Here is a 23,911-nt window from a genome sequence, read left to right on the forward strand (position 1 = left end):
ACCGGACACACGGTGGCGGACTGGAGGCGCGACCCACGTGAGCCGATCGGCTCACGTGGGCCGCGCCTCCAGTCCGGTTCCCGCAGCGCGTCAGACGCGAGCCGCCAGCGATGCGTCGGCGGCCAGCAGGACGCGCGCCGCCACGGCGACGCCCTCCTCGCGCCCGAGCTCGGTGTCCTCGTGCTCGATGTTCACCCACATCCCCGGGTCGACCTCGCGCAGGGCCTCGAGGAACGCCGACCAGTACGCCTCGTCGTGGCCCTTGCCGAGTGCGACGAAGTCCCACGCCGAGGGCTTCGGCCACTCGTTCGCCCACTCGTCCCCGCCGAGGTTCGTGCGCGGCTCGTCCGGCGACAACCGGCGGAACGAGTTGTCGAGCACGCCGTTGATCGCGGCGTGCGGGTTGATCCGGACGTCCTTCGCGGCGGCGTGGAACACGAGCGGGCCGAGGTCGCGGACGACGGCCACCGGGTCCATCTGCTGCCAGAACAGGTGCGAGGCGTCGAGTTCGACGCCCACGTTGGTCAGGCCGCCGCGTTCGACGAGCTCGCGGATCGTCGCCGGGTTGAAGACGACGTTCTGCGGGTGCAGCTCGAGCGCGACCCGCACGCCGTGCTCCCGGGCGAGGGCGTCGATCTCCTGCCAGAACGGCACGGCGACGCTCCACTGGTACTCGATCACGTCGAGCGCCGCGGAGTTCCAGGCGTTCACGATCCAGTTCGGGCGCGTCCCACCGGGCTCCCCCGCGGGCAGACCCGACATGGTGACGACGCGGTCCTGGCCGAGGCGTGCGGCGAGGCGGATGCTGCGGCGGACGTCCTCCGCGTGCTCCGGTCCGATCGCGGGGTCCGGGTGCAGCGGGTTGCCGTTGCAGTTCAGGCCGGCGATCGAGACGCCGGTCCCGTCGAACTGCGCGAGGAAGGCGTCGCGGGCCTCGTCGTCGTCGAGGATCTCGTCGACGTTCGGCACGTGCACCGGCGGCAGGAACCCGCCGGTGTTCAGCTCGATGCCGGTGAGCCCATTGCCCGCGATGGCCTCGAGCGCCGCGGCGAGCGGGCGGTCGTGGAAGATCGCGTTGTAGAGACCGAGCTTCATGCGTGCACTCCTGCCGTTGCGGTGAGGTCGACGGTTGCTCCCCCGTCGGCGGCGGACCGGGCCACCGCGTCGAGGACCTCCATGTTGTGGACGCCGTCGTCGAACGTGGCGTTCGCCGGCAGCGGGTCGCTCGTGGTGCCCACGACCTCGTCGAGGAAGGCGCGCGCCTGGTACTCGAACATCTGGTTCTGGCCCCAGCCGACACCGGGTGCGTCCATCGCCATGCCACCCGCGACGTAGGGGTGGTCCGGGCCGAGGACGACCTGGCGGTACCCACCGAGGCGGGAGCCGTCGGACTGCACGGCGAGGCCGATCTCGGACGCGCGCTCCTGGTCCCAGCGTGCGGCGCCGTTCTCGCAGAACACCTCGACGACGAGGCCGTTCGGGTGCGACGTGGCGACACGCGACACCTCGAGCGAGCCCACCACGGAGCCGTCGCCGAAGCGTGCGTTGAACGTGGCGTAGTCGTCGTTCTCGACGTCGGCGAACTCGCCGGTGAGCGGCACGGCCTGGCCGCGCAGAGCGAACCCGGCGGCGATCGGGCGCTTCGTGATGGCGGTCGTGAACATGCCGCCGTTGACGCTCTGCACCTCGCCCGCGAGGAACTCGGCCACGTACGCCAGGTGTGACCCGACGTCGGCGAGGGCACCGGTGCCCGGCGCTCCCGCGAAGCGCCACGAGAACGGGACGTCGGGCGAGGAGCCGTAGTCGGTCCAGTAGCGGGCGGAGACGTGCAGGACGCGGCCGAGGGTCCCGTCCTCGACGAGCCGCTTGATCGCGGCGAGCCCCGGAGCGCGGCGGTAGGTGAAGCCGACGCGGGCCACGAGCCCACGCTGCGCTGCGTCACGAGCGGCGTCCGCCATCGCCCGCGCGTCCTCGAGCGAGTCCGACAGCGGCTTCTCGCACAGGACGTGCTTGCCTGCGGCGAGCAGGCCCTCGACGATCTCGCGGTGGAGCGTGTTCGCGACGACGACGCTCACCACGTCGATGTCGTCCGCCTCGGCGATCGCTCGCCAGTCGGTGTCGTGCCGGGCGTACCCGAAGCGCTGCGCGGACGCGGCCGCCAGTGGTTCGTACACGTCGCCGACCGACACGAGCCGGACGGGCGGCAGCGTCGGTCCGAACAGGGACGGTGCGTTCCGCCACGCGGCCATGTGGGCCTTGCCGGCCATGCCCGCGCCGATGACGGCGACGCCGATGCTGTCGCTCATGTGCTCTCCTTCGAGACGGTGTGATGCGCTTCTGGAACGTTCCAGAACATGTCGCTAGACTGTAGCCCCACCACCCCATGTCCTGTCAAGGAGCCGCGTGTCCCGACCACCGACGATCATCGACGTCGCCGCCCGCGCCGGTGTCTCGAAGTCGCTCGTCTCGATGGTCATGCGCGACGACCCCGGGGTCTCCGACGCACGGCGGTCCGCGGTCCTCGCCGCCGCTGCGGAGCTCGGGTACCGCCCGAACCGCGCCGCCGCGATCCTCGCCGGCACACGCACCCGCACGATCGGCGTCGTCGTCGACGACTTCCGGAACCCCTGGTACGTCCCCATGCTCGACGGCGTGCGCGAGGCCCTCGCCCCGCACGGCCTCCGGCTCACCCTGGCGGACACCAGGGCGAACGCGCACCTGGACTCGTCGCCCTTCGACGACCTCGTCTCGCTCCGGGTCGACGGTGTCGTCCTCGCCGCCGAGGGCTTCCCCGACCTCGTCGTCCCCGCCGACACCCCGGTCGTCGTCGCCGGTGAGCGCACGGAGGTGCCCGGCGGGCTGGACGTCGTCGCCTCCGACGAAGCCGCGGGAGGACGGTTGGCAGCCGACCACCTCATCGACCTGGGTCACCGCCGCATCGTCCACGTCACCGGTTCGGGAGGCCCGGCAGCGGTCCGCCGCGCCGCCACCGTCGCGCGGATGGCCGAGTCCGGCATCGAGCCCCTCGTGGTCGGCGCAGGGCCGACCTCCGAGCAGACCGGCTACCAGGCGACGCGTCGCGCCCTGGAGGAGCGACCGGACCTGACCGCCGTGTTCGCCGCCAACGACGTCATGGCGATGGGCGCGATCGCCGCGGTCCTCGAGGCCGGGCTCCGGGTACCGGAGGACGTCTCGGTCGTCGGCAACGACGAGACCCCGCTCGCCGCCTCACCCCTGCTGCGCCTGACCACGGTCGACCCGCACAACGACGAGGTCGGGCGGCTCGCGGCGAACCGGCTCGTCGAACTGATCGGTGCGGCCGAGCGGCCGGAGCCGACACGGGCCCTCGTGCCACCGTCGCTCGTCGTCCGGTCGACGACCGCTGCGCCGCGGACCTGACGGTCCGGATCGACCGTCGTTCCAGGACCGCGCAGCCGCCCGGGTCAGCCCTGCCCGAGGTTCGTGACGAGGTTGATGGCGACCGCGATGAGGACGGTGCCGAAGAAGTAGGACAGCAGCGCGTGCGGGAGGACCTTGCGACGGACGATCGTGTCGTTGGGCTCGACCTCCGGCCCCGCGTACGACATGCCGATCGTGAAGGCGAAGTAGGCGAAGTCGCTGTAGGTCGGCCGAGCGTCCTGCTTCGCGTCGAACCCGTCGTCGTCGTGGTCGAGGTAGTAGAGACGCGCGTACTTCAACGCGTACACGGTGTTCACGAGGGCCCAGGCCACCATCGTGCCGAGGACCCCGAGCACGACCAGTGCGACCGAGGTCGGTGACCCGGACCGTTCCCGGGACTGCAGGAGCGCGACGACGACGGCGACGATGCTCGCGAGGCAGGCGACCACGATCGCGTCGTCGGTGACGCGCGACGACGACTCCTCCTCCGCCAGCCGCCGCGTGCCCTCGGCGTCCTGCCGCCAGCACTGCAGCCACACCCCGACGAGGGCGACGATGCCGGCCGTGCACCACGCCACGAGCGGCGAGAGCGCAGGCGAGGTGGTGACACCGACGACGACGCCGGCCACCACCCCGACCGCGACGCACACGCCCGCACGTCGGCCGGACAGGCTCCGATCGGACATGGGACTCCCCCGCGCCTCACGTCCCGGAGGACACCGTGTCGGGGTGCAGGACGACCTTCGTCCAACCCGCTTCCCTGCTGTCGAAGTGCTCGTACGCCGCCGGTGCCTCGTCGAGGGACAGCTCGTGGCTCACGATCCACGACGGCGTCGCCTTCCCCGCGACGATGAGGTCACGCAGCCGGCGGTCGTACCGCTTCACCGGACACTGCCCGGTGCCCATCGTCTGGCCCCGGAACCAGAACTGTCCGAAGTCGAACGCGACCTGACCGGACTTCGCCAACTCGTCCGGGCCGCCGGGGTCCTGCGGGACGAACACACCGACGACACCGATGCGACCGGTGAAGCGGACCGACTGCACGAGCCGGTTCAGCGTCTCGTTCGGGTGCTCGGTGCCGCCGGGGTCGTGCGCCTGGTAGCCCACGCACTCGCAGCCGTTGTCCGCGCCGAGACCCATGGTGAGCTCGTTCACGGCCTCCACCGGGTCGACGGCGGAGTCGTCGATGGGCACCGCCCCGATCGCTTCCACCTTCTGCAGCCGATCGGGATGGCGGTCGACGACCATGACCCGACTCGCTCCCTTGAGGATCGCGGAGTAGGCCGCCATGCACCCGACGGGGCCAGCACCGTAGATCACCGTCTGGTCGCCCGGTCGGACGCCGGCCATCTCCGTGGCGTGGTAGCCGGTCGGGAAGATGTCCGCGAGCATGACGTAGTCGCTCTGCTTCTCCTCGGCGTCCTCGCCGAGCCTGAGGCAGTTGAAGTCGCCCCACGGGACCCGGAGCAGCTCGGCCTGCCCGCCCGCCCACGGCCCCATGTCCGCGAAGCCGTACGCGGCCCCCGCCCACGACGGCTCGGGCTGCGCGGTCAGGCAGTAGTTCGTCAGCCCCCGCTCGCAGTTCTTGCAGTGCCCGCAGGCGACGTTGAAGGGGATGACGACGAAGTCGCCGACACGGATCTTGTCCACCGCGTCACCCACCTCGATCACCTGCCCCAGGTTCTCGTGGCCGAACCACCGTCCGGTCTCGAAGTCCGTCCTGCCCTCGTACATGTGCAGGTCGGAGCCGCAGATGTTCGTGGTGGTGATCCGGACCAGGACGTCGGTCGGACGCTCGATCCTCGCGTCCGGGACATCTCGCACGGTCACGTTCCGCGGACCGTCGTACACGACAGCCTTCATGGTGTTCTCTCCTCTTGCGTCTCGTCGTACGTGCGTCGCGTCGTTCTCGCGTCGCGACGCTCCGAGGAGCCCGGGCTCAGCTGCCGGGCTGGAAGACGGCACGGACACAGCCGTCTTCCTTGTTCTTGAACATCTCGTAACCCTTCGGCCCGTCGTCGAGCGGCAGGACGTGCGTCGCGAGGTGCTCGGTCTCGATCTCCCCCGCCGCGATGCGGTCGAGGATGGTCGGGATGTACCGGTGCCCGTGTTGCTGGGCGCCGCGGACGGTCAGGCCCTTGTTCATGACGGCACCGAACGGGAACTTGTCGACCAGCCCGCCGAAGACACCGAGCGCGAAGAGGCTCCCGCCCTTCCGGCAGGCGTAGACGGCCTCCCGCAACGCCGTCGGTCGGTCGGACTGCAACCGCAGCTGCTGCTTGACCTGGTCGTACAGGTACATCGGGCCGGTGCTGTGCGCCTCCATCCCGACGGCCTCGATGCACACGTCCGGGCCGCGCCCGCCCGTCCGCTCCTTGAGGTCCGCCAGCACCGCTCCCTCCGAGTAGTCGATCGTCTCCGCGCCGATGTGCTCGCGGACCTGCTCGAGGCGCTCCGGCAGTCGATCGATCACGACGACCTGTTCCGCGCCGAGGAGCATCGCTGCCCTGGCCGCCATCTGACCGACCCCGCCCGCACCCCACACGGCGACGGTGTCGCCTGGGGTGATGCCGGCGAGGTCCGCGCCCGTCCACCCGGTCGGGGCCGCGTCGGACGCGAAGAGCGCCGCGGTGTCCGACACGCCGTCCGGGACCGTGAAGGCCCCCTGGTCGGCGTACGGCACGCGGATGTACTCGGCGTGACTGCCTGCGAACCCCCCGAGTGCGTGGCTGTAGGCGAAGCACCCGCCGATCGGCGACCCCCACAGCGTCTCCGTGATCGCCGGGTTCGGGTTGCCGTTGTCGCAGAGCGAGTACAGCCCGCGGTCGCAGTACCAGCACTGCCCGCAGGCGATGAAGGAGCAGACCACCACCCGGTCCCCCACGCGGTGGTTCTGCACGGCGGCACCCACCTCGACGACCTCGCCCATGAACTCGTGGCCGAGCACGTCCCCGGCGCGCATCGTCGGGATGTACCCGCCGAGGAGGTGCAGGTCCGAGCCGCAGGTGGTGCTCAACCGCACGCGCACGATCACGTCTCGTTCGTTCAGGATGCTCGGGTCGTCGACCGTCTCGACCGCGACCTTGTTCACGCCCGTCCAGCACAGTGCCTTCACAGCAATCCCTCCTCTGGTCCTCGATCGGTCGCGAACTCCACGGCTGCCCCGGTCGGCGTGCGCTTCCGCTCCCCGTGCGGGACCGGGTCGACCCGGAGGACCTCCCCGACCTCGACCACCTGCTTCGACTCGCGGAGCGCCCGCCGGAGCCGACGGACGGCGTCCTTCCCGGCCACGGCGCCACCCGGTGTCCGCAGGCGTGCGCGGACCTCGGTCCCCTTGCCGCCCGGCGCCGGTCGCAGGTCGATCTCGACCGACGATCCGAGCGCAGCGAGCGGGGTGGGCACGCGGCCGTCCGGCCAGATCTCCTCGCGGGGGCGGAAGACCGTCACGGCGTGCCACCCGGAGCCGGACGAGGGTGGACCGGCCTGCGCGGCCGATCGGAGGCGTCGTCCTTCGAGGAGCAGCGCGGCGACCCCGACGGTCACCACCGCGACTGCTCCTGCCCGTGCCGCCTTCACCGGGTGCTCCCGGTGGTGTTCCTCGGTCCTCCCGAGGCCGTACTGTTCCTGATCCTGCGTGATGTCACCGCTGCCTCCTGAGTCGCTTCGGTGCGCGTCCACTGGGCGGTGAGGATTGAGGTGGGAGTGTCGGACGGCACTCCGTCGAGCCTCTCCTCCGCAGGTCAAGGGTGCGACGGAACGGCTCCACGGGCCTCCAGGAAGAGCAGCACTCCGCGCATGTTGGCCACGATCGCGGCGTGGCGGACGGGCCGGGAGCCGACTCAGCTGTTCGTCGTCACCGCTGGGGTCGTGTCCGCCACCGGCGTCGTTCCGCGAACGAGAGCGGAGAACCTACGCTGGGGTGATGCTCTCCCGACGTGACGCCGCCGTCCGGCTCGACATCCCCCTCGAGATGGCGGCCCACCACGGGATCCCGCCGCGACTCAGCGAGGCCGACCTGGCGGCGATCGAGCAGGACCCGCCCGCCTGGCTCGTGCAGTCACGCGCGAACCGCACCGGCGGCAAGAAGGTCTGGGTGCGCCTGGAGTGCGTGGTCTGCGGGTACAGCGAGACCGCACGGCCGAAGAAGTGGTGGCCCGACTGGGACCACCTGATGTGCGACTACCACGCCCCCTACCAGGCGCCGGAACCCACCGCAGGGTTCACCCGCCGCGAGGTCGACGGCGTGGGCAGCCGGTTCGTCGCACTCGTCGACGAGCGTCCCTAGCGTCGTCTCAGTCGCGCAACTGCACCCAACGACCCTCGGAGACGAACCGCACCGAACTGCCGTCGACCGCGATCGCGGTCTGCTCGTCGATGGCGTAGGCCGGCCCGCCGATGTCGGCAGCCCACCGCTCGGCGTGCTCGAGGGTGTTCTCCGGGAACGCGTCGAGGTGCGGGAAGACGGAGAAGTCGACGATCCCCAGGGTGCGGTCGTCGGCGGCGCCGTGCCACTCGACGAAGGACGCGCCGATCCGCGGTGTCATGACCATGCTCCCGGCGCTCACACCCACCCACACCGTGTCTGGCAACGACGGCAGCACCTCGGCGAGTCCGGACGCCCGCATCCAGTGGCTCAGGTACGTCGCGTCACCGCCGTCGACGAGCAGCACGTCCGCCTCGCGCACCCAGGCCCCCCACCGTTCGACACCGATCGTCGGCAGCGCGGTGAGCTCCAGCACGCCGACCGAGGCCCACCCCAACCCGGCCAGGTACCGGGAGTCGCTCCCGCCGGCCACCAGGCTCCGCACGGAGGCCGGCCCGCACATCGGGTGCCCCCACTGCGCGGTCGGGACGACGAGCGCGTGGCACTCTCGACCGGTCTGCCGAGAGCTTCACGTCGTCTCCGTTCCGGGCAGGGCCAGGGTGTTCAGGGACCAGAGCGCGACGCCGTGCAGCCCGAGGTGCTGAGCGAGCGCGACACGGGCGCGGTAGGACCGGGCGTCGGACCAGTGCAGTTCGCGTCCGTCGTCGAGCGTGGCCGACCACTCGCCGGTCCGGGCCGACCACGTCGCGGCACTCCCCGCGGCTGCACGCGCGGCGTCCGGGCTGAGCTGCGGGTCGCCGGAGCCACCCCAGACGTACCCGTACCCGGCGATGCCGAGGTCGATCCGGTCGGCGGGGACGCCGGAGCGTTCGGCGGCCGCGACCACACGCTTCGCCCACGGCAGGGACCCGATCGTCCCGGGGTCGCTCCAGGGGCCGTGCTGGTCGTAGGTCATCAGGACGAACCGGTCGACGTGGTCCGCCAGCGCACCGAGGTCGTACCCGGTGTCGCGGTACCCGCCTACGCTCGTCGACGCCATCACCGCCATCGACACCTCGGCGTCCTTCCCGAGCCGGTCGTGCACGGCGGTCTGGAGCGCACCGGCGAACGCCACGAGTCCGGCACGGTCGCGGCCCCGGAGCGACTCGAGATCGATCTGCACCCCGCGGACGTGCTGCTCGGCCGCGAGTTCCGCCAGGCGCGACGCGACCTGCGACCGGTTCCCGGCGTCGGAGAGCAGTGCCGTGCCGACCTCGGGCGAGAAGTCCCCGATCGACTCGGAGTAGTTGCTGACGAGCAGTTCCGGAGCCGCTCCACCGTCGGTCGCCGTCCGGGCGAGCGCCTCGACACCGACCGGCAGGTCGTTCAGACCAGCGCCGTCGTCCGCGACGGTGACCCCGTCGATCCCGATCGTCGTCGCGCGACGGGACGCGTCGGAGACCAGGCCGACCGAGCCGTCACCCGGCTCGACGTACGCCTCGACGGCGAGACCAGCACCCGCACCGGCACCGGCACGGGCCGCGCTGCCGGCATCCGGCCCGGCGGCGCAGCCGCCGAGGACCAGCGCGACCACGACCGCACCGGTGACCACGAGACCGCTCCGCCGCACCATCCGCACACCGTAGCGCGCGGGGCGGGGAGGAGCCGCGCCTCCCGTCAGACCGTCGCGCCCTCGAGCCGGTCGACCGCGATCGCGAGTTCCTCGAGCTCCGGGACCTCTCGCGCTTCGGCGAGCGCGTCCTCGAGCGCGGCGGCGTGGATCGGCGTGGCCGCGTCGAGCAGCCGCTGGCCGGCGTGCGTCAGCTCGGTGTAGAGCCCGCGGCGGTCGTCGGCGCAGAGCACGCGGGTGAGGAGCGAACGCTCCTCGAGCCGGTTCACCAGGCGGGTGGTCGCGCTCGGGCTGAGCGCCGCGGCACGGGCGAGCTGCTGCATGCGCATGTGGAAGCCGTCCTGACGACGGAGAGCGTCGAGGACGGTGAACTCGACGACGGACAGGTCGACCTCGCGCAGGCCGCGCTCGAGCCGCGCCTCGATCAGGCCGTGCAGGGCTGCGAGCGTGCGCCAGCCGTGGGCGCGGACGGCGACGGACATGTCGTCGACGGACATGGACTCTCCCAACTCGTGATCGCGGGCACAGATGATTGCTTGCGCGGATACCCCGCGTGTGCAACTATCGATATCCCGCGTCTGCAACAACCAGCGTACGCGGCCCAGCTGCACCGCACAACGGAAGGACATCCATGCCCGCGGGACTCATCGCCCTCGCACTCGGCGGATTCGGCATCGGCCTGACCGAGTTCGTCATCACCGGGCTCCTGCCCGAGGTCGCCGCCGACTACGGCGTGACCGAGACGACCGCCGGCTGGCTCGTCACCGGGTACGCCCTCGCCGTGATCGTCGGGGCGCTCGGCCTCACCGCCGCCACCACACGACTCCCCCGCAAGCCCGTCCTGGTCGGGCTGCTCGTGCTCTTCGTCATCGGCAACACCCTCTCCGCGGTCGCGCCGGTGTACGGCGTCATGATGCTCGGCCGCGTGATCGCCGCCCTGTGCCACGGAGCGTTCTTCGGGATCGGCTCCGTCGTCGCGTCGAACATGGTCGCCCGCGAGAAGCGCGCCTCCGCCGTCGCACTCATGTTCACCGGACTCACCGCGTCGAACGTGCTCGGCGTCCCGTTCGGCACGTTCCTCGGCCAGGCACTCGGCTGGCGCGCCACGTTCTGGGCGATCGCGGTCATCGGGATCGTCGCCCTCGTCGGCGTGCTCGTGCTCGTGCCGGCCGTCCGGGTCACCGAGACCCCGTCGCTCGCCCGGGAGCTCAGCGCCTTCCGCTCCGGCCAGGTGTGGCTGTCGCTCGGCATCACCGTGCTCGGGTACGGCGGCATGTTCGGTGCCTTCACCTACATCGCGTACACGCTGACCTCGGTGTCCGGTTTCGCGTCCAGCTCGGTGCCGTGGCTCCTGATCGTGTTCGGCGTCGGACTGTTCGTCGGGAACTTCGCCGGCGGCAAGCTCGCCTCGAAGTCGATCGACGGCACACTCCTCGTCGTCCTGGTCGTGCTCACCGTCGTGCTCGCGGTGTTCGCCCTCGTCGCGACCTCACCCGTGCTCACCGTCGTCTCGCTCGTGCTCATGGGAGCGTTCGGGTTCGCGACCGTGCCCGCCCTGCAGACCCGGATCATGCAGTACGCCGACCACGCGCCGACCCTGGCGAGCGGGGCGAACATCGCCGCGTTCAACCTCGGCAACGCGCTCGGCGCGTGGATCGGTGGACTCACGATCGCGGCAGGGCTCGGCTACACCTCGCCGATCTGGGCCGGTGCGGGCATCACGCTGGCTGCGGTCGTGCTGACCGCCGTCGCCGCCGCCGCGGCACGCCGCGGCCGTTCGCGCGGTGCGGTGGCGACGGGAAGCGTCGCGACGGTCTGATGGTGCGCACCCACCGGACTGGAGGCGCGGTGTCCGCTGGCACCGCGCCTCCAGTCCGTCCGTGGTCGCGTCGGGCGTCCGTGGTCGCCGCGCCGTGTTCCGGAACGACGAAACCCCGGTCCGACTGGACCGGGGTTTCGTGTGGTGCGGAGACGGAGGGATTTGAACCCTCGGTCCCCTCAAAGGGGACTCCACCTTAGCAGGGTGGTGCACTCGGCCGGACTATGCGACGTCTCCAAGCACTCTCGCGAGCACTCCGACCACCATACAGGAGGACGCGGCCACTCTCGACCTCGGCGCGTCACCGTAGAGCGCGGCCGGTCCCCCGAAGTGGGGACACGTGGGGCTTGTCCGGCCGTACCCCGCTCAATAGCATCGACGGGACGCGGCGATCACGTTCCGGAGGGTTCCCCTCCGTAGTCGCGACACAGCACCGACGTCGCTCCCCGGAGCCGAGCCCGACGCGCCCGATCGCGGCGCTCGGCCGGGGAGCGACCGAGGGGGCGCGGCCCACCACCGCGCCCCCGATCTCGGTGGTGACTCGCCCGGCTGCGCCCGGCGAGACTCGGCCCGCGCGGCGCGAGGCTCGGCGAGCGCGGCGCGAGACTCGGCCCGCGCGACAGTTCTCGGCCTCCGGGGCGCGAGAAGTGTCGCTGACCGCGAGACTCGCGCGCCGGGATCCGTCGCGGCAGAGCGACACGTCCGCGCAACATCCGGGCGTGCGTACCGCCGGAGCGACAGTCTGGCGCCGGGGTACTGCGGGAATCAGTCGCTTTCCCGGGGTGGGCCGGCGAACGCGAGGCTCGCGCGCGGGCTCAGGAGCCGAAGGCCTTCGAGCAGGTCTGCTGGTCGGCGGACTGACCCTGCAGGCCGTCGATCGTCTCGGACGGGGCCGTCGCCGCGGGGGTCTGCGCCGCCGGAGCAGCACTCGCCGACCCCGCAGCGGACGTCGACGGCGCGGCGGACGATCCGGCGGCGGGCGCCGAGCCGGCAGCGCTCGACCCGGCCGACTGGCCTGCGGACGCCGCACTCTCCGACCCGATGCCGGTGCTGTCGGCCCCGAGGGAGAAGGACTGGTCCGCCTTGATCTTCGTGAACAACTGGGCCGCGAGCTCGGTGGACGGCTGCACCTTGCCGGCGTAGACCCCGGTCCCCCCGGTCGTGCCCGGGTACTGCACGAAGTTCACCTGGGCGAGCGGGAGGTCCTGCAGCGCCCGCCCCATCTGCACCATCGTGCCGACGTCGTTCAGGCTCTGGGACAACTGCATGTTCGACGCCGCAGCGCGGGCCAGCTTGTACAGGGTGGTCGGCGAGGTGAGGGTGTCGTTCGACTTCACCGTGCGGAGCAGCGAGGACAGGAAGACCTGCTGGCTGGAGATGCGGCCGAGGTCGGAGCCGTCGCCGACGCCGTGCCGGGAGCGCAGGAACGCGAGAGCCTGGTCCCCCTGGAGGGTCGTCGTGCCCTGCTGCAGGTCGAGGCCGGTGTAGCGGTCGTGGATCGGCTGGGCGACGCAGACGGGCACCCCGCCGATGGCGTTCGACATCTCGATGACCCCGTTGAAGGACACCGCCGCGGAGTACTGGACGTCGAGTCCGGTGAGCCCCTGCACGGTCTGCACGACGCAGTTGAGCCCGCCCTCGCCCCACGCGCTGTTGATCGGCTGCGCCGCCATGGCCGGTGTGGTGCCGGAGCCGTCCGGCTTCTGGCACCCGGGGATGGGTGTGATGAGGTCGCGCGGGATGCTCACGGCCGTGGCGTTCGTGTGGTCGGCGGACACGTGCAGCAGGATGTTCACGTCGTTGAGCGTGGCGTCGCGTTCGCCGTACGCGGTCCCCTGCTCCGGGTCGTTGTCCGTGCCGACGACGAGCATGTTGAACCCGCCCTTGTACGCACTGAGCGCCGTGGCCCCCTTGGCCTTCGGCGCTGTCTGCCCCTGGATCTGCACGCCGTCGCCGAGGTCGTCGGTCACCTGCTTGGCGGCGATCGCGGCGACCGAGGCCGAGCTGACGAGGGCGACGGCCACGACGCCGGACAGGACTTTCGTGATCGTGCCGACGGGGTGACGGTGCCGGAGACGTCCGTGTCGTGCGATCCCGGTTGCTCGGTTGAGACGGTGGGATCGATCGCGGACGTCGTTCACGGGCACTCCTGTCGTGTGCGGACACGGTGCACGCCGGTGGGGCTGGCGTGCGGGCAGCGCCCACCCTGTCGGGCGCCGGGGCGTCCCGCACGAGCCCGGGCTGACCCGGGCAGCGGAGACGGCAACCGGACCACCCTGCCACGGGCACACCTGGCGATTCAGTGCGAGCGACCCCGGAATCCGCGGTGAGTGCTCAGGCCGCCGTCCGGAACCGATCCGGCAGCGCGATGAGCGCATCCGCCAGCTCGACGAGTGCCGCGGCGCACTCGTCGAGGGCGTCCCGTTCCGCCGCGATCGTCGCGCGTTCGGCGATCGACCGGCGTTCCCGACGGGCGACGACGGCGTCGATGCCGTTCGCGAGTGCGACCTCGTCGGAGAAGAAGGCGTCGAGGACCGCGTGCTGCGAGAGGAGCCAGTCGGCGCTGACCGCGGCACCGTTCCGCCGCAACCACCACGATCCGAGTTCCACGAAGACGCCACCCTCGGTCTGGCACTCCCGCACCCAGGCGACGTCGAACCGGTCGGCGCAGCCGGTCGGACCGGACGACGGCTCGGTGATCATCGTCCGCGCGATCCGGATCCGTTCCGTCATGTGGTCGACGGTCCAGTGCGCGACGACGACACCGACGTAGCGCTGCACGCTCACCAAGCGCAGGTTCTCGAGCGGCATGAGCGCTTCACGCACCGGGGTCCGGGACACCCGCATGTCCTCGGCGATGGCGTCGAGCCGGATGCGCTGGCCGCGGCGGTACACCCCGCGCAGCACGTTGTCGAGCAGCCGGGCGAAGACGGCATCGCGCAGCAGGCTCCTCCGGATGCCGTTCGGATCGTCGTCGCCGCGGCCCGCGCGGTGGTCTGCTCGCCCCATGCCGTCAGGATCACGCACGGCCCACGCCGCCGCGATCGGACGAGGACGGACCGTGGACCGTGCGGTCGGATGCCGCGCTGTGGAGGAGTGCCATGGGAGCACGATGACAGTCGCACGCTCGACGCGCTAAACACTCCGTATACGGAATACTACTTCCGTGGAGCGTCGGCCTCCTTGGTCAGGACCGACAACGGCTGCGTGACGTCCTCGAGCCCCTTCCGAGCCGCGTCGACGCCGAAGACCAGCGCCACGACACCGCCCGCGATCATCACCGCCGACCCGAGCAGGTACCCCCAGAACAGCGGCTCGCGGGACGACCCGTCGCCGATGAGCGCCCCGTAGATGAGCGGCGCGATCGCACCGAAGATCTGCGCCAGCGCGAAGAAGTACGAGATCGCCTGCGACCGGAGCTCGAGCGGGAAGATCTCGCTCACGGTCAGGTACGCACTCGACGCCCCCGCCGAGGCGAAGAAGAACGAGACGCACCAGAAGACCACCTGCACGCCGGCGCTGATCGCGTCCGCCTGGAACAGGAACGCCGACGTCGCGAGCACGAGCCCGGAGACCAGGTAGGTCGAGAAGATCATCTGCCGACGGCCCCAGGTGTCGAAGAACCGGCCGAGGATGATCGGTCCGAGCAGGTTGCCGATCGCGAACGGGAAGAAGTACACCGACGTCTCGGCGGTCTTCAGGCCGAAGAAGTTCGTGAGCACCAGTGCGTACGTGAAGAAGATCGCGTTGTAGAGGAAGGCCTGCGTGATCATCATCGTCGCGCCGACCAGGGTCCGGGTCGGGTACTGCCGGAACAGCACCTTCACGATCGTGCGGAACTTGACGTTGTCGGTCGGTGTCACCGTCATCGCCTTCGACTCGTCCACGTCGGGCAGCCGGTGCCCCGTGGACTTCTCGACGGACTCCTCGATCTGCGTGACCGTGGCCTCCGCTTCCTCCTCGCGCCCGTGCGTCATCAGCCAGCGCGGACTCTCCGGGATGTGCCGTCGCAGGAAGATGATCGCGATGCCGAGCACCGGGCCGAGGAAGAACCCGATGCGCCAGCCGATGTTCTCGGCGAAGTTGGCCGTGTCGAGCAGGTAGATGTTCGCGAAGGCGCCGAGCGCGGCACCGCCCCAGTACGTGCCGTTGATCGCGATGTCGACGTGCCCGCGGTACTTCGCCGGGATGAGCTCGTCGATCGCCGAGTTGATCGCCGCGTACTCGCCGCCGATGCCGAGGCCCGCGACGAACCGGAAGGCCGCGAGGAACCAGAAGTCCTGCGCCAGCCCGGCGATGCCGGAGCCGATCAGGTAGATGGCCAGCGTGAGGATGAAGAGCTTCCGTCGGCCCAGGCGGTCGGACATCCGACCGAAGACGATGGCGCCGACGACCTGCCCGACGAGGTAGATCGTGCCGAGCGAGGTCACCTGCTGCGTCGACAGGTTCAGATCGGCTTGGAAGCCGGCGTTGGAGACGATCTGGATCTCCAGACCGTCGAGGATCCAGGAGACCCCGAGTCCAACCACGACACTCCAGTGGAACCGTGTCCACGGCAGTCTGTCCATCCTGGCGGGGACCAGGCTCTTGATCGCCCCGTTCGTCGTCGCGCTGCTCACGAAAGGGGAACCTACGCCGAGATCGCCGCGATGGTTCAGAGACGGAACGACGCGTGTCCGAGGGCGGAGCCGGATCCCCCTATCGAATCCGGCTCCGACGCCGGAGCCCCAATCATTGCAATTGCTATGTAAACCCACAAGCGGACGGGAGGCACGTGGCGGGCCCGCCACGTGCCTCCAGTCCGCAACGGCGTAACGTCGAAGACGTGACCCGACCCACCATCAGAACGGTCGGCGAGCTCCGCGCCTCTGGTCACGTCCAGAAGTCGGTCCGCGCCGAGATCCGCGACAACCTCCTCCGTGCCCTCCGCGAGGGCTCCGACCCCTGGCCCGGCCTGCACGGCTTCGCCACCACGGTCGTCCCGCAGCTCGAACGCGCCCTCATCGCCGGACACGACGTCGTCCTGCTCGGCGAACGCGGACAGGGCAAGACCCGCCTGCTCCGCACCCTGCAGGGCCTGCTCGACGAGTGGACACCGGTCATCACCGGCTCCGAACTCGGCGAGCACCCCTACGAACCGATCACGACCGCGAGCATCCGACGTGCCGAGGACCTCGGCGACGCGCTCCCGATCACCTGGCGGCACCGCGACGACCGCTACGTCGAGAAGCTCGCGACGCCGGACACCTCCGTCGCCGACCTCATCGGCGACGTCGACCCGATGAAGGTCGCGGAGGGCCGCAGCCTCGGCGACCCGGAGACCATCCACTTCGGCCTGGTCCCCCGCGGCCACCGCGGGATCGTCGCCATCAACGAGCTGCCCGACCTCGCCGAGCGCATCCAGGTCGCGATGCTCAACGTCATGGAGGAACGCGACGTGCAGATCCGCGGCTACGTGCTGCGGCTGCCGCTCGACGTCCTCGTGGTCGCGAGCGCCAACCCGGAGGACTACACGAACCGCGGCCGGATCATCACACCGCTGAAGGACCGCTTCGGCGCCGAGATCCGCACGCACTACCCGATCGAGCTCGAGGACGAGATCGCCGTCATCCGACAAGAGGCCCAGCTCACCGCCGACGTGCCGGACGCGCTGGTGGAGATCCTCGCGCGGTTCACGCGTGCACTGCGCGGATCGAGTGCGGTCGACCAGCGCAGCGGTGTCAGCGCCCGCTTCGCGATCGCGGGCGCCGAGACGATCTCCGCCGCGGCCGTCCACCGTGCCGCTCGTCAGGGCGAGGAGCACGCGGTCGCGCGACCGATCGACCTCGAGACGGCGGTCGACGTGCTCGGCGGCAAGATCGAGTTCGAGAACGGCGAGGAGGACCGTGCCGACGAGGTGCTCGAGCACCTCCTCCGGACCGCGACGGCCGAGACCGTGCGCGCCCGGTTCCGCGGCCTCGACTTCGCGGTCCTGGTCGAGGCGCTCGACGGGGGCACGATGGTGACCACGGGCGAGCAGGTCAGCGCCCGCGCCTTCCTGGAGGGGCTGCCGTCGATCGGCGAGTCCGACCTCTACGACCTGGTGTGCGAGCGGCTCGGGGCGACGAACGACGGCGAGCGTGCCGGCGCGATCGAGCTCGCACTCGAGGGCCTCTACCTGGCCCGACGCATCAGCAAGGAGTCCGGCGGGGGCGAAGCCGTCTATGGCTAGGCAGAACCGCCGGCTGACGCGCGACGCCCGCTACGGCAGGTACGAGGACGGTCCAGACCCGCTCGCTCCCCCGGTCGACCTCGCCGAGGCGCTCGACGCCATCGGCGAGGACGTCATGGGCGGCACCTCGCCCGAGCGCGCCATCCGGGAGTTCCTCCGTCGGGGCGGCCGCGACCAGCGCGGCCTCGACGACCTGGCCCGCCGGGTCGCCGAGCGCCGTCGGGAGCTCACGGCGAAGAACAACCTCGACGGCACGCTGCAGCAGGTCAAGCAGCTGCTCGACGAGGCCGTGCTCGCCGAACGCGGTCAGCTCGCCCGCGACACGGACATGGACGACGGCGACCGTGCCCTCGCCGAGATGCAGCTCGACAGCCTCCCTCCGTCGCCGGCGTCGGCCGTGCAGGAACTGCGCGACTACGACTGGAAGAGCCCCACCGCGCGGCAGAAGTACGAGGAGATCAAGGACCTGCTCGGCCGCGAGGTGCTCGACCAGCGCTTCGCCGGCATGAAGCAGGCGCTCGAGGGAGCCACCGACCAGGACCGCGAGGACGTCGCCGCGATGATGCGCGACCTCAACGCCCTGCTCGAGGCGCACGCCCGCGGCGAGGACACCCCCGAGCAGTTCGACGCGTTCATGGCGCAGCACGGGCAGTACTTCCCGTCGAACCCGCAGAGCGTCGAGGAACTGCTCGACGACCTCGCCGCCCGGGCCGCCGCCGCGCAGCGGATGCGGAACTCGATGACCCAGGAGCAGCGCGACGAACTCGACGCCCTCGCGCAGCAGGCGTTCGGCTCCCCCGACCTCATGGGCCAGCTCTCCCAGCTCGACGGCAACCTCCGCGCGCTCCGGCCCGGCGAGGACTGGGGCGGGTCCGAACGGATGGAGGGCGAGCAGGGGCTCGGTCTCGGTGACGGCACCGGCGTGTTCCAGGACATCGCCGACCTCGACGCCCTCGCCGACCAGATCGCGCAGTCGGGGCCGGGGTCCGACCTGGACGACCTGGACCTCGACGCCCTCGCCCGACAGCTCGGCGCCGAGGCCGCCGTCGACGCGCAGACCCTGCAGCGGCTCGAGAAGGCACTGCGGAACTCGGGGGCGATGCGCCGCGGCGCGGACGGGGCGCTCCGGCTCACCCCGAAGGCGATGCGGCAGCTCGGCAAGAGCCTGCTCAAGGACGTCGCGGAGCGGATGTCCGGCCGACAGGGCGCACGCGACCTCCGGAGGTCCGGAGCCGCCGGGGAGCCGTCCGGCTCGACACGGCAGTGGCAGTACGGCGACACCGAGCCGTGGGACGTGACGCGGTCGATCACGAACGCCCTCACCCGGACGGCGGCGTCCGGTCGGATGGGGCCCGGCGTCCGGCTCGAGATCGACGACGTCGAGGTGCAGGAGACCGAGGCGCGGACACAGGCCTGCGTGGCGCTGCTCGTCGACACGTCGTTCTCGATGGCGATGGAGGACCGCTGGGTCCCGATGAAGCGCACCGCCCTCGCGCTGCACACCCTCGTGTCCACGCGGTTCCGCGGGGACGACCTGCAGCTCATCGCCTTCGGGCGGGAGGCCGAGGTGATGGACATCGAGCAGCTCGTCGGCCTCGATGCCATGTGGGACAAGGGGACCAACCTGCACCACGCGCTGCTGCTGGCGAACCGGCACTTCCGGAAGCACCCCACCGCCCAGCCCGTGCTGCTCATCGTCACCGACGGCGAGCCCACGTCGCACCTCGAACCGAACGGCCAGGTGTGGTTCGGCTACCCGCCGGACCCGATCACGATCGCGCTGTCCGTCCGGGAACTCGAGAACGCCGGACGCCTCGGCGCGCAGACGACGTTCTTCCGGCTCGGTGACGACCCGGGCCTCGCGCGGTTCGTCGACGCGATGGCGAAGCGGGTCGACGGCACCGTGGTGGCTCCGGAGAACGACGACCTCGGCGTCGCCGTGGTCGGGTCGTACCTCGGGTCCCGACGCGGCGGGAACACCCTGTTCGACGGGTACGGCCGCGACCCCTGGGGGTCGTGAACCGCGGCTTCCGTACCGACGCTTCTCCCGACGACGACGTCGTCGTATGCTGACGCCACAGCTGCCCCAGACCCCGGCCGCGACCACTGTTCCACGCGTACCGACGACATCGGCGCGCGTGGATCCGGCCGACCGAGTGCACCTGATCCGCCCTCGACCGGCCGACCCCCGTGGAGTCCCGGAGATCGAGGATGCTCTCCGTCAGGCACGCCACGGGCTTCCGCGCCCCGGCAGGCGGGGCGCGGTGCGGGTCGGTGGGCTCCGGACCCGACGGAGTCCACCGACCCGATCTCCGTCGGTGTCGGTGCTAGAACAACGGCCAGGGCACCGCGGGTCCGTGCCCGGGGGGCGGCGGGAACACCGCGACCGCCCGGAGCGCGGCGCACCGCGCACGGAGCGTGTCGACCTCGGCGACGGTGAGGTGCTCGTCGAGTGCCGCCCCGAGGTCACCGTGCAGCGCGTCGGTGACACGGTCGATGCCCTCGAGCTCGTCGGCGTCGAGCGGCTCCCCGATCCACCCCCACAGCACCGTGCGGAGCTTGTGCTCGACGTGGAACGCGAGCCCGTGGTCGACGCCGAACCGGTGCCCGTCGGGCATCGCGAGCACGTGCCCGCCCTTCCGGTCCGCGTTGTTCACCACGACGTCGAACACGGCCATGCGTCGGAGGGCCGTGGTGTCCTCGTGCACGAGCGTCACCGGACGGTCCTGCTCGTCGATCGCCTCGAGCACGGGCAGCCACGGGGCGTCCTCGGCGTCGGCGTCCTCGGTGGGGACGAGGTCCACTGCGTCCTGCTCGGGGTCGACGTCCTGCCAGCGCTGGACCATGCCGCGGCCGAACGGCCCGTCGCCCATCCACGTGGGCGGGACGATGCCCCACCCGAACGCCTCGGACACCAGGTAGGCGGCGACCTCGCGATCGGCCAGCGTGCCGTCGGGGAAGTCCCAGAGCGGGCGTTCACCCTCGATCGGCTTGTAGACCACCGACTCGCCGTCGAGGTCGGCCAGGAACGTGGCGTTCGACGCTTCACGGATGCGTGCCCGGATGGACAGCGATCCGTCGCTCATGCGTCGCCGGGAGGACGGCCGGCAGCGACGATCTCGCGGGTGCGGGCGACGAAGGCGCGGGCGGTGCCGACCGGGATCTTCACCTGGAACAGCTCGGCGGGTTCGGGGATCTCGACGACCGCCTCGATCTCCTCGCCGTCCTCGTCCGTCTCCGCCACGATCTCGAGCTCGTCGTCGATCGGGTAGGCCTCGATGACCACCTGCGCGGTCGCCGGGTCGAACCCGAGGCTCAGGGCACCGGCGCGGAACTCCGGCTCGACCGGCTGGTCGAGCGGGGCACCGTCGTGGAGCTCGGTCGGAGCGGACGGCGGGACGCTGAAGCGGTTGTCCTCCACCGTGGCGACCTCGTCGAGGAGCTCGTCGATCTTGTCCGCGAGGACCGCCGACTGCTCCTTCTCGAGCGCGACGCTCGTCACGCGGCGGCCGTCGCGCGCCTGGAGGTAGAAGGACCGCTCGCCCGGGAGGCCGACGGTCCCGACGACGAGACGGTCCGGCCAGTCGAAGCCGTGCACGATGGTGGGCATACCGGCATTGTAGGAGCGCCGACCGACACGCGTTCAGGCCCTGTCGGTACCCGTCTGCGTGTCCGGCGTCGCGCCGTCCCCGTGACCGGCGCCACCGCCGACCGCCGCGTCCCCGGACGGCGCGGGAGCAGCAGCGAGCCAGGCGAGGTCGCCGGACTCGGTGTTCGACGCGACGACCTCGGGCCGGTGCTCCCCGTAGCGCACGATGGACACCGACGCCGGGCCGACCGCGATCCGCTGGAACAGGTCGAGATGCATGCCGAGGGCGTCGGCGAGCACGGACTTGATGACGTCGCCGTGGCTCACCGCGACCCACACGGCGTTCGGGCCGTGCGCCGCCTCGACCTCGGCGTCGATGCGCCGGATCGCCGCGACCGCGCGGGACTGCATGCCCTGCATGGACTCACCACCAGGGAACACGACCGCACTCGGGTTCGCCTGCACCGTCCGCCAGAGCGGCTCCTTCGCGAGGTCGGCGAGCTTCCGCCCCTGCCAGTCGCCGTAGTCGCACTCGGTGATCGCCCGTTCGATGCGGGTCTCGGGCGTGCCCGGCTGCCGTTCGAGCAGGGCACGGGAGGTCTGGCGGCAGCGCTCGAGGGGGCTGGACACCACCGCGGCGAGGGGCACCGCGGCGATCCGGTCCGCCGTCCGCGCTGCCTGCTGGCGTCCGACCGCGTCGAGTGCGACCCCCGCGGTCCGTCCGGCGAGCAGGCCGGTCGCGTTCGCGGTGGTGCGTCCGTGCCGGACGAGGAGGACGGTCGCCATGTGCCCGATCCTAGGCGGCGTTCGCCACGGGAGCCGCGGGCGCCGCGTCGACCACCCGCCCGTCGACCACCGTCACGAGTTCGTCGAGGACGTCCCGGTGCACCATGTCGTGGGTCACGAGCATCGTCGCCGTGCCGCGGTCGTGGGTCAGCTGCGCGATGAGGCCCATGATCGCCGCGCCGCGCTCCTGGTCGAGGGCGCTCGTCGGTTCGTCGACGAGCAGCACGTCGGGCGCGTGCACGAGCGCCCGGGCGATCGCGACGCGCTGCCGCTCGCCGTGCTGGAGGTGCCGTGATCCGGGTCCTCATCGCCGACGACCACCCCGTCGTCCGGGCCGGGTTGCGGGCGCTCCTCGACGCCGAGGACGACCTCGAGGTGGTCGGCGAGGCGTCGACCCCGTCCGTCGCGGTCGCCCTCGCGGAGTCCCTGACGCCGGAGCTCGTCCTGATGGACCTGCAGTTCGGACAGGACGCCACCGGTGCCGACGCCACCCGCCGGATCCGAGCGCTCGACGCGGCACCGTACGTGCTCGTGCTGACGAACTACGACTCCGACGGCGACATCCTCGGCGCGGTCGAGGCCGGCGCGAGCGGGTACCTGCTCAAGGACGCGCCGCCGCACGAGCTCGTCGCGGCCGTCCGCGCGGCGGCGTCCGGGCAGAGCGCACTCGCGCCCGCGATCGCCGGTCGGCTGATGGCCCGGATGCGGTCGCCGCAGGTCGCGCTGTCGGCGCGGGAGATCGAGGTGCTGCGGCTCGTCGCCGAGGGCGCCTCGAACGGTGACGTCGCCGCACGCCTGCACATCAGCGACGCCACCGTGAAGTCGCACCTGGTCCACGTGTTCTCGAAGCTCGGGGTGTCGTCCCGCACGGCCGCCGTCTCCGAGGCACGCTCCCTCGGCATGCTGCGCTGATCCCTTGACTCCGCCCGTGTGAAACGTTCTGATGGACGCATGATCGGGCGCCACCGCGCGGCACTCTTCGCCACGTCGACGATGACCGGGTTCGGGATCGCCTCGTGGATCACCCGCACACCCGCGGTCCGCGACGAGCTCGGAGCGTCGATCGAGGCGATGGGCATCGTGCTGCTCGGCCTGTCGATCGGCTCGATGATCGGGATCCTCGGCGCCGGGGTGCTCGTCCGCCGCCTGGGCACACGGCCGCTCATCGTGCTCGGCGGGATGTTGCCCGTCGCCGGCATGCTGCTCGTCGCCCTGCTCGCCCCCGCGCAACTCGCGGTCGGGGTGTGGGCCGGGCTGTTCCTCATCGGGTTCGGGTCTGGTGTCGCCGAGATCGGGCTCAACGTCGAGGCCGCCGCCGTCGAACGACAACTGTCCCGACCCGTCGTCCCCGTGCTGCACGCGTGCTTCAGCCTCGGCACCGTCATCGGCGGCGCCGCCGGGATCGTCCTGACCGCCGTCCGCACTCCCGTGCTCGTGCACCTGCTCGTCGCCGCCGTCGTGATGGCCGGGCTCGCGACCTTCGCCGCGGCGAACCTGCGGCCGGTCCCCCGCGTCGCGCCCGACCCGTCCGCGACAGCCGTCGCCACGCCGCGCCTGCGGTCGGTCATCACCTGGCAGGTGCTGCTCATCGCCGTGATCACCCTCGCGATGGCCTTCGCCGAGGGCGCGGCGAGCGACTGGCTCCCCCTGCTCATGACGACCGACCACGGCGCCCCGGAAGCAGTCGGCTCGCTCGTGTTCACCGGGTTCGCCCTCGCCATGTTCGTGGGGCGGTCCGCCGGGACGCCGCTCGTTGCCCGGTTCGGGCGCGCACCGGTGATCCGGGTGTGCGCCGCGGTCGGGGCCGTCGGTGTCCTGCTCGTCGTCGTCTCGCCGAACCCCGTGCTGACCGCGGCGGCTGCCGGCATCTGGGGCCTCGGGATCGCACTCGGGTTCCCGCTCGCGATCTCCGCCGCCGGCGACCACCCCACCGACGGCGACCGACGGGTGTCCGTCGTCGCGACCGCGGGCTACATCGCGTTCCTCGCGGGGCCGCCCGCGCTCGGGTTCCTCGGGGAGCACCTCGGGTTGCAGGCGGCGATGCTCGTGCCGGCGGCGCTGCTGGTCGTCGCGTTGCTCGCGGCGCCGGCCACCCGCGGTCGGGCGGTGGTCGACACCTCTGAGCGATCAGTCAGTGCACCGAGCGCGTCCGGAAACTGATCGGGCCCGGGACC

21 protein-coding genes, 1 tRNA gene and 2 pseudogenes are annotated in these 23,911 nt (G+C 71.5%); 7 read left to right on the forward strand and 17 right to left on the reverse strand.

Annotated features, from left to right (window positions below):
• Positions 1-90: 90 nt before the first annotated feature.
• Positions 91-1,095 carry a sugar phosphate isomerase/epimerase gene (locus CRP27_RS07750; RefSeq protein ID WP_097180099.1) on the reverse strand — a complete coding sequence of 335 codons (1,005 nt, stop codon included), beginning with the start codon at positions 1,093-1,095 and terminating at the stop codon, positions 91-93.
• A complete protein-coding gene (locus CRP27_RS07755) occupies positions 1,092-2,306 on the reverse strand; it encodes a Gfo/Idh/MocA family protein (RefSeq protein ID WP_097180100.1) in 1,215 nt (404 codons plus the stop codon). Before CRP27_RS07755 ends, CRP27_RS07750 begins: the two co-directional genes overlap by 4 nt.
• Before the next feature lie 97 nt (positions 2,307-2,403).
• Here CRP27_RS07755 and CRP27_RS07760 point away from each other — a divergent pair, with 97 nt between their 5' ends.
• Positions 2,404-3,399 carry a LacI family DNA-binding transcriptional regulator gene (locus tag CRP27_RS07760; protein ID WP_097180101.1) on the forward strand — a complete coding sequence of 332 codons (996 nt, stop codon included), beginning with the start codon at positions 2,404-2,406 and terminating at the stop codon, positions 3,397-3,399.
• A 44-nt stretch (positions 3,400-3,443) separates the two neighbouring features.
• On the opposite strand, the gene CRP27_RS07765 is transcribed toward CRP27_RS07760, so the two are convergent.
• The 4 genes from CRP27_RS07765 to CRP27_RS07780 all read right to left on the reverse strand — a co-directional run bounded on the left by CRP27_RS07765 (position 3,444) and on the right by CRP27_RS07780 (position 6,942).
• Positions 3,444-4,085, reverse strand: a complete 642-nt coding sequence (locus tag CRP27_RS07765; RefSeq protein WP_097180102.1) for a DUF1345 domain-containing protein — start codon at positions 4,083-4,085, stop codon at positions 3,444-3,446.
• A gap of 16 nt (positions 4,086-4,101) precedes the next feature.
• Complete coding sequence (locus tag CRP27_RS07770) at positions 4,102-5,262, reverse strand: glutathione-independent formaldehyde dehydrogenase (protein ID WP_097180103.1); 1,161 nt, start codon at positions 5,260-5,262, stop codon at positions 4,102-4,104.
• A 76-nt stretch (positions 5,263-5,338) separates the two neighbouring features.
• Entirely contained in the window at positions 5,339-6,514 is a 1,176-nt protein-coding gene (locus CRP27_RS07775; RefSeq protein ID WP_097180104.1) for a zinc-dependent alcohol dehydrogenase, read from the reverse strand.
• A complete protein-coding gene (locus CRP27_RS07780; protein ID WP_217990705.1) occupies positions 6,511-6,942 on the reverse strand; it encodes a hypothetical protein in 432 nt (143 codons plus the stop codon). Before CRP27_RS07780 ends, CRP27_RS07775 begins: the two co-directional genes overlap by 4 nt.
• A gap of 379 nt (positions 6,943-7,321) precedes the next feature.
• Here CRP27_RS07780 and CRP27_RS07785 point away from each other — a divergent pair, with 379 nt between their 5' ends.
• Positions 7,322-7,684, forward strand: a complete 363-nt coding sequence (locus CRP27_RS07785; RefSeq protein ID WP_097180355.1) for a hypothetical protein — start codon at positions 7,322-7,324, stop codon at positions 7,682-7,684.
• A 7-nt stretch (positions 7,685-7,691) separates the two neighbouring features.
• Here the strand turns inward: CRP27_RS07785 and CRP27_RS07790 are convergent.
• The 3 genes and pseudogenes from CRP27_RS07790 to CRP27_RS07800 form a co-directional block, all read right to left on the reverse strand.
• Positions 7,692-8,261 (reverse strand): annotated as a pseudogene (locus CRP27_RS07790) (Type 1 glutamine amidotransferase-like domain-containing protein); the annotation flags it as partial.
• Positions 8,262-8,291: 30 nt separating this feature from the next.
• Positions 8,292-9,335, reverse strand: a complete 1,044-nt coding sequence (locus tag CRP27_RS07795) for a glycosyl hydrolase family 18 protein (RefSeq protein ID WP_097180107.1) — start codon at positions 9,333-9,335, stop codon at positions 8,292-8,294.
• 44 nt (positions 9,336-9,379) lie between these two features.
• Positions 9,380-9,829, reverse strand: a complete 450-nt coding sequence (locus tag CRP27_RS07800) for a MarR family winged helix-turn-helix transcriptional regulator (RefSeq protein WP_097180108.1) — start codon at positions 9,827-9,829, stop codon at positions 9,380-9,382.
• 134 nt (positions 9,830-9,963) lie between these two features.
• On the opposite strand from CRP27_RS07800, the gene CRP27_RS07805 reads away from it, so the two are divergent.
• Complete coding sequence (locus CRP27_RS07805; RefSeq protein WP_097180109.1) at positions 9,964-11,151, forward strand: MFS transporter; 1,188 nt, start codon at positions 9,964-9,966, stop codon at positions 11,149-11,151.
• Between the two features lie 147 nt (positions 11,152-11,298).
• Here the strand turns inward: CRP27_RS07805 and CRP27_RS07810 are convergent.
• The 4 genes from CRP27_RS07810 to CRP27_RS07825 all read right to left on the reverse strand — a co-directional run bounded on the left by CRP27_RS07810 (position 11,299) and on the right by CRP27_RS07825 (position 15,770).
• Positions 11,299-11,388 (reverse strand) — tRNA-Ser (locus tag CRP27_RS07810).
• A 578-nt stretch (positions 11,389-11,966) separates the two neighbouring features.
• Positions 11,967-13,292 (reverse strand): LCP family protein, encoded by a 1,326-nt coding sequence (locus CRP27_RS07815; RefSeq protein WP_097180110.1) that lies wholly within the window; start codon positions 13,290-13,292, stop codon positions 11,967-11,969.
• A gap of 193 nt (positions 13,293-13,485) precedes the next feature.
• A complete protein-coding gene (locus tag CRP27_RS07820) occupies positions 13,486-14,160 on the reverse strand; it encodes a GntR family transcriptional regulator (RefSeq protein WP_097180111.1) in 675 nt (224 codons plus the stop codon).
• A gap of 149 nt (positions 14,161-14,309) precedes the next feature.
• The gene (locus tag CRP27_RS07825) at positions 14,310-15,770 is read right to left on the reverse strand and encodes an MFS transporter (RefSeq protein WP_369680013.1); all 1,461 of its coding nucleotides are present in this window, start codon (positions 15,768-15,770) and stop codon (positions 14,310-14,312) included.
• A gap of 206 nt (positions 15,771-15,976) precedes the next feature.
• On the opposite strand from CRP27_RS07825, the gene CRP27_RS07830 reads away from it, so the two are divergent.
• On the forward strand, positions 15,977-17,362 hold the full coding sequence (locus CRP27_RS07830; RefSeq protein WP_097180112.1) for an AAA family ATPase: 1,386 nt from the start codon (positions 15,977-15,979) through the stop codon (positions 17,360-17,362).
• Positions 17,355-19,382: a VWA domain-containing protein gene (locus CRP27_RS07835; RefSeq protein WP_097180113.1), complete on the forward strand. Its 2,028-nt coding sequence runs from the start codon at positions 17,355-17,357 to the stop codon at positions 19,380-19,382. Before CRP27_RS07830 ends, CRP27_RS07835 begins: the two co-directional genes overlap by 8 nt.
• Before the next feature lie 307 nt (positions 19,383-19,689).
• Here the strand turns inward: CRP27_RS07835 and CRP27_RS07840 are convergent, their stop codons facing one another.
• The 4 genes and pseudogenes from CRP27_RS07840 to CRP27_RS18585 form a co-directional block, all read right to left on the reverse strand.
• Entirely contained in the window at positions 19,690-20,448 is a 759-nt protein-coding gene (locus CRP27_RS07840; protein ID WP_097180114.1) for an SCO1664 family protein, read from the reverse strand.
• Positions 20,445-20,972 (reverse strand): DUF3090 domain-containing protein, encoded by a 528-nt coding sequence (locus tag CRP27_RS07845; RefSeq protein ID WP_097180115.1) that lies wholly within the window; start codon positions 20,970-20,972, stop codon positions 20,445-20,447. Before CRP27_RS07845 ends, CRP27_RS07840 begins: the two co-directional genes overlap by 4 nt.
• 33 nt (positions 20,973-21,005) lie before the next feature.
• The gene (locus CRP27_RS07850) at positions 21,006-21,737 is read right to left on the reverse strand and encodes a histidine phosphatase family protein (RefSeq protein WP_097180116.1); all 732 of its coding nucleotides are present in this window, start codon (positions 21,735-21,737) and stop codon (positions 21,006-21,008) included.
• A gap of 10 nt (positions 21,738-21,747) precedes the next feature.
• A pseudogene (locus CRP27_RS18585) lies at positions 21,748-22,014 on the reverse strand (ATP-binding cassette domain-containing protein); the annotation flags it as partial.
• A 14-nt stretch (positions 22,015-22,028) separates the two neighbouring features.
• Here CRP27_RS18585 and CRP27_RS07860 point away from each other — a divergent pair.
• Together CRP27_RS07860 and CRP27_RS07865 are read left to right on the forward strand one after the other, a co-directional pair.
• Positions 22,029-22,649, forward strand: coding sequence for a response regulator transcription factor (locus CRP27_RS07860; protein ID WP_097180117.1), 621 nt, complete (start codon positions 22,029-22,031; stop codon positions 22,647-22,649).
• A 39-nt stretch (positions 22,650-22,688) separates the two neighbouring features.
• The gene (locus CRP27_RS07865) at positions 22,689-23,897 is read left to right on the forward strand and encodes an MFS transporter (RefSeq protein ID WP_097180118.1); all 1,209 of its coding nucleotides are present in this window, start codon (positions 22,689-22,691) and stop codon (positions 23,895-23,897) included.
• Positions 23,898-23,911 lie beyond the last annotated feature (14 nt).

This window comes from Curtobacterium sp. 314Chir4.1, assembly GCF_900215175.1.
Lineage (GTDB): Bacteria > Actinomycetota > Actinomycetes > Actinomycetales > Microbacteriaceae > Curtobacterium > Curtobacterium pusillum_A.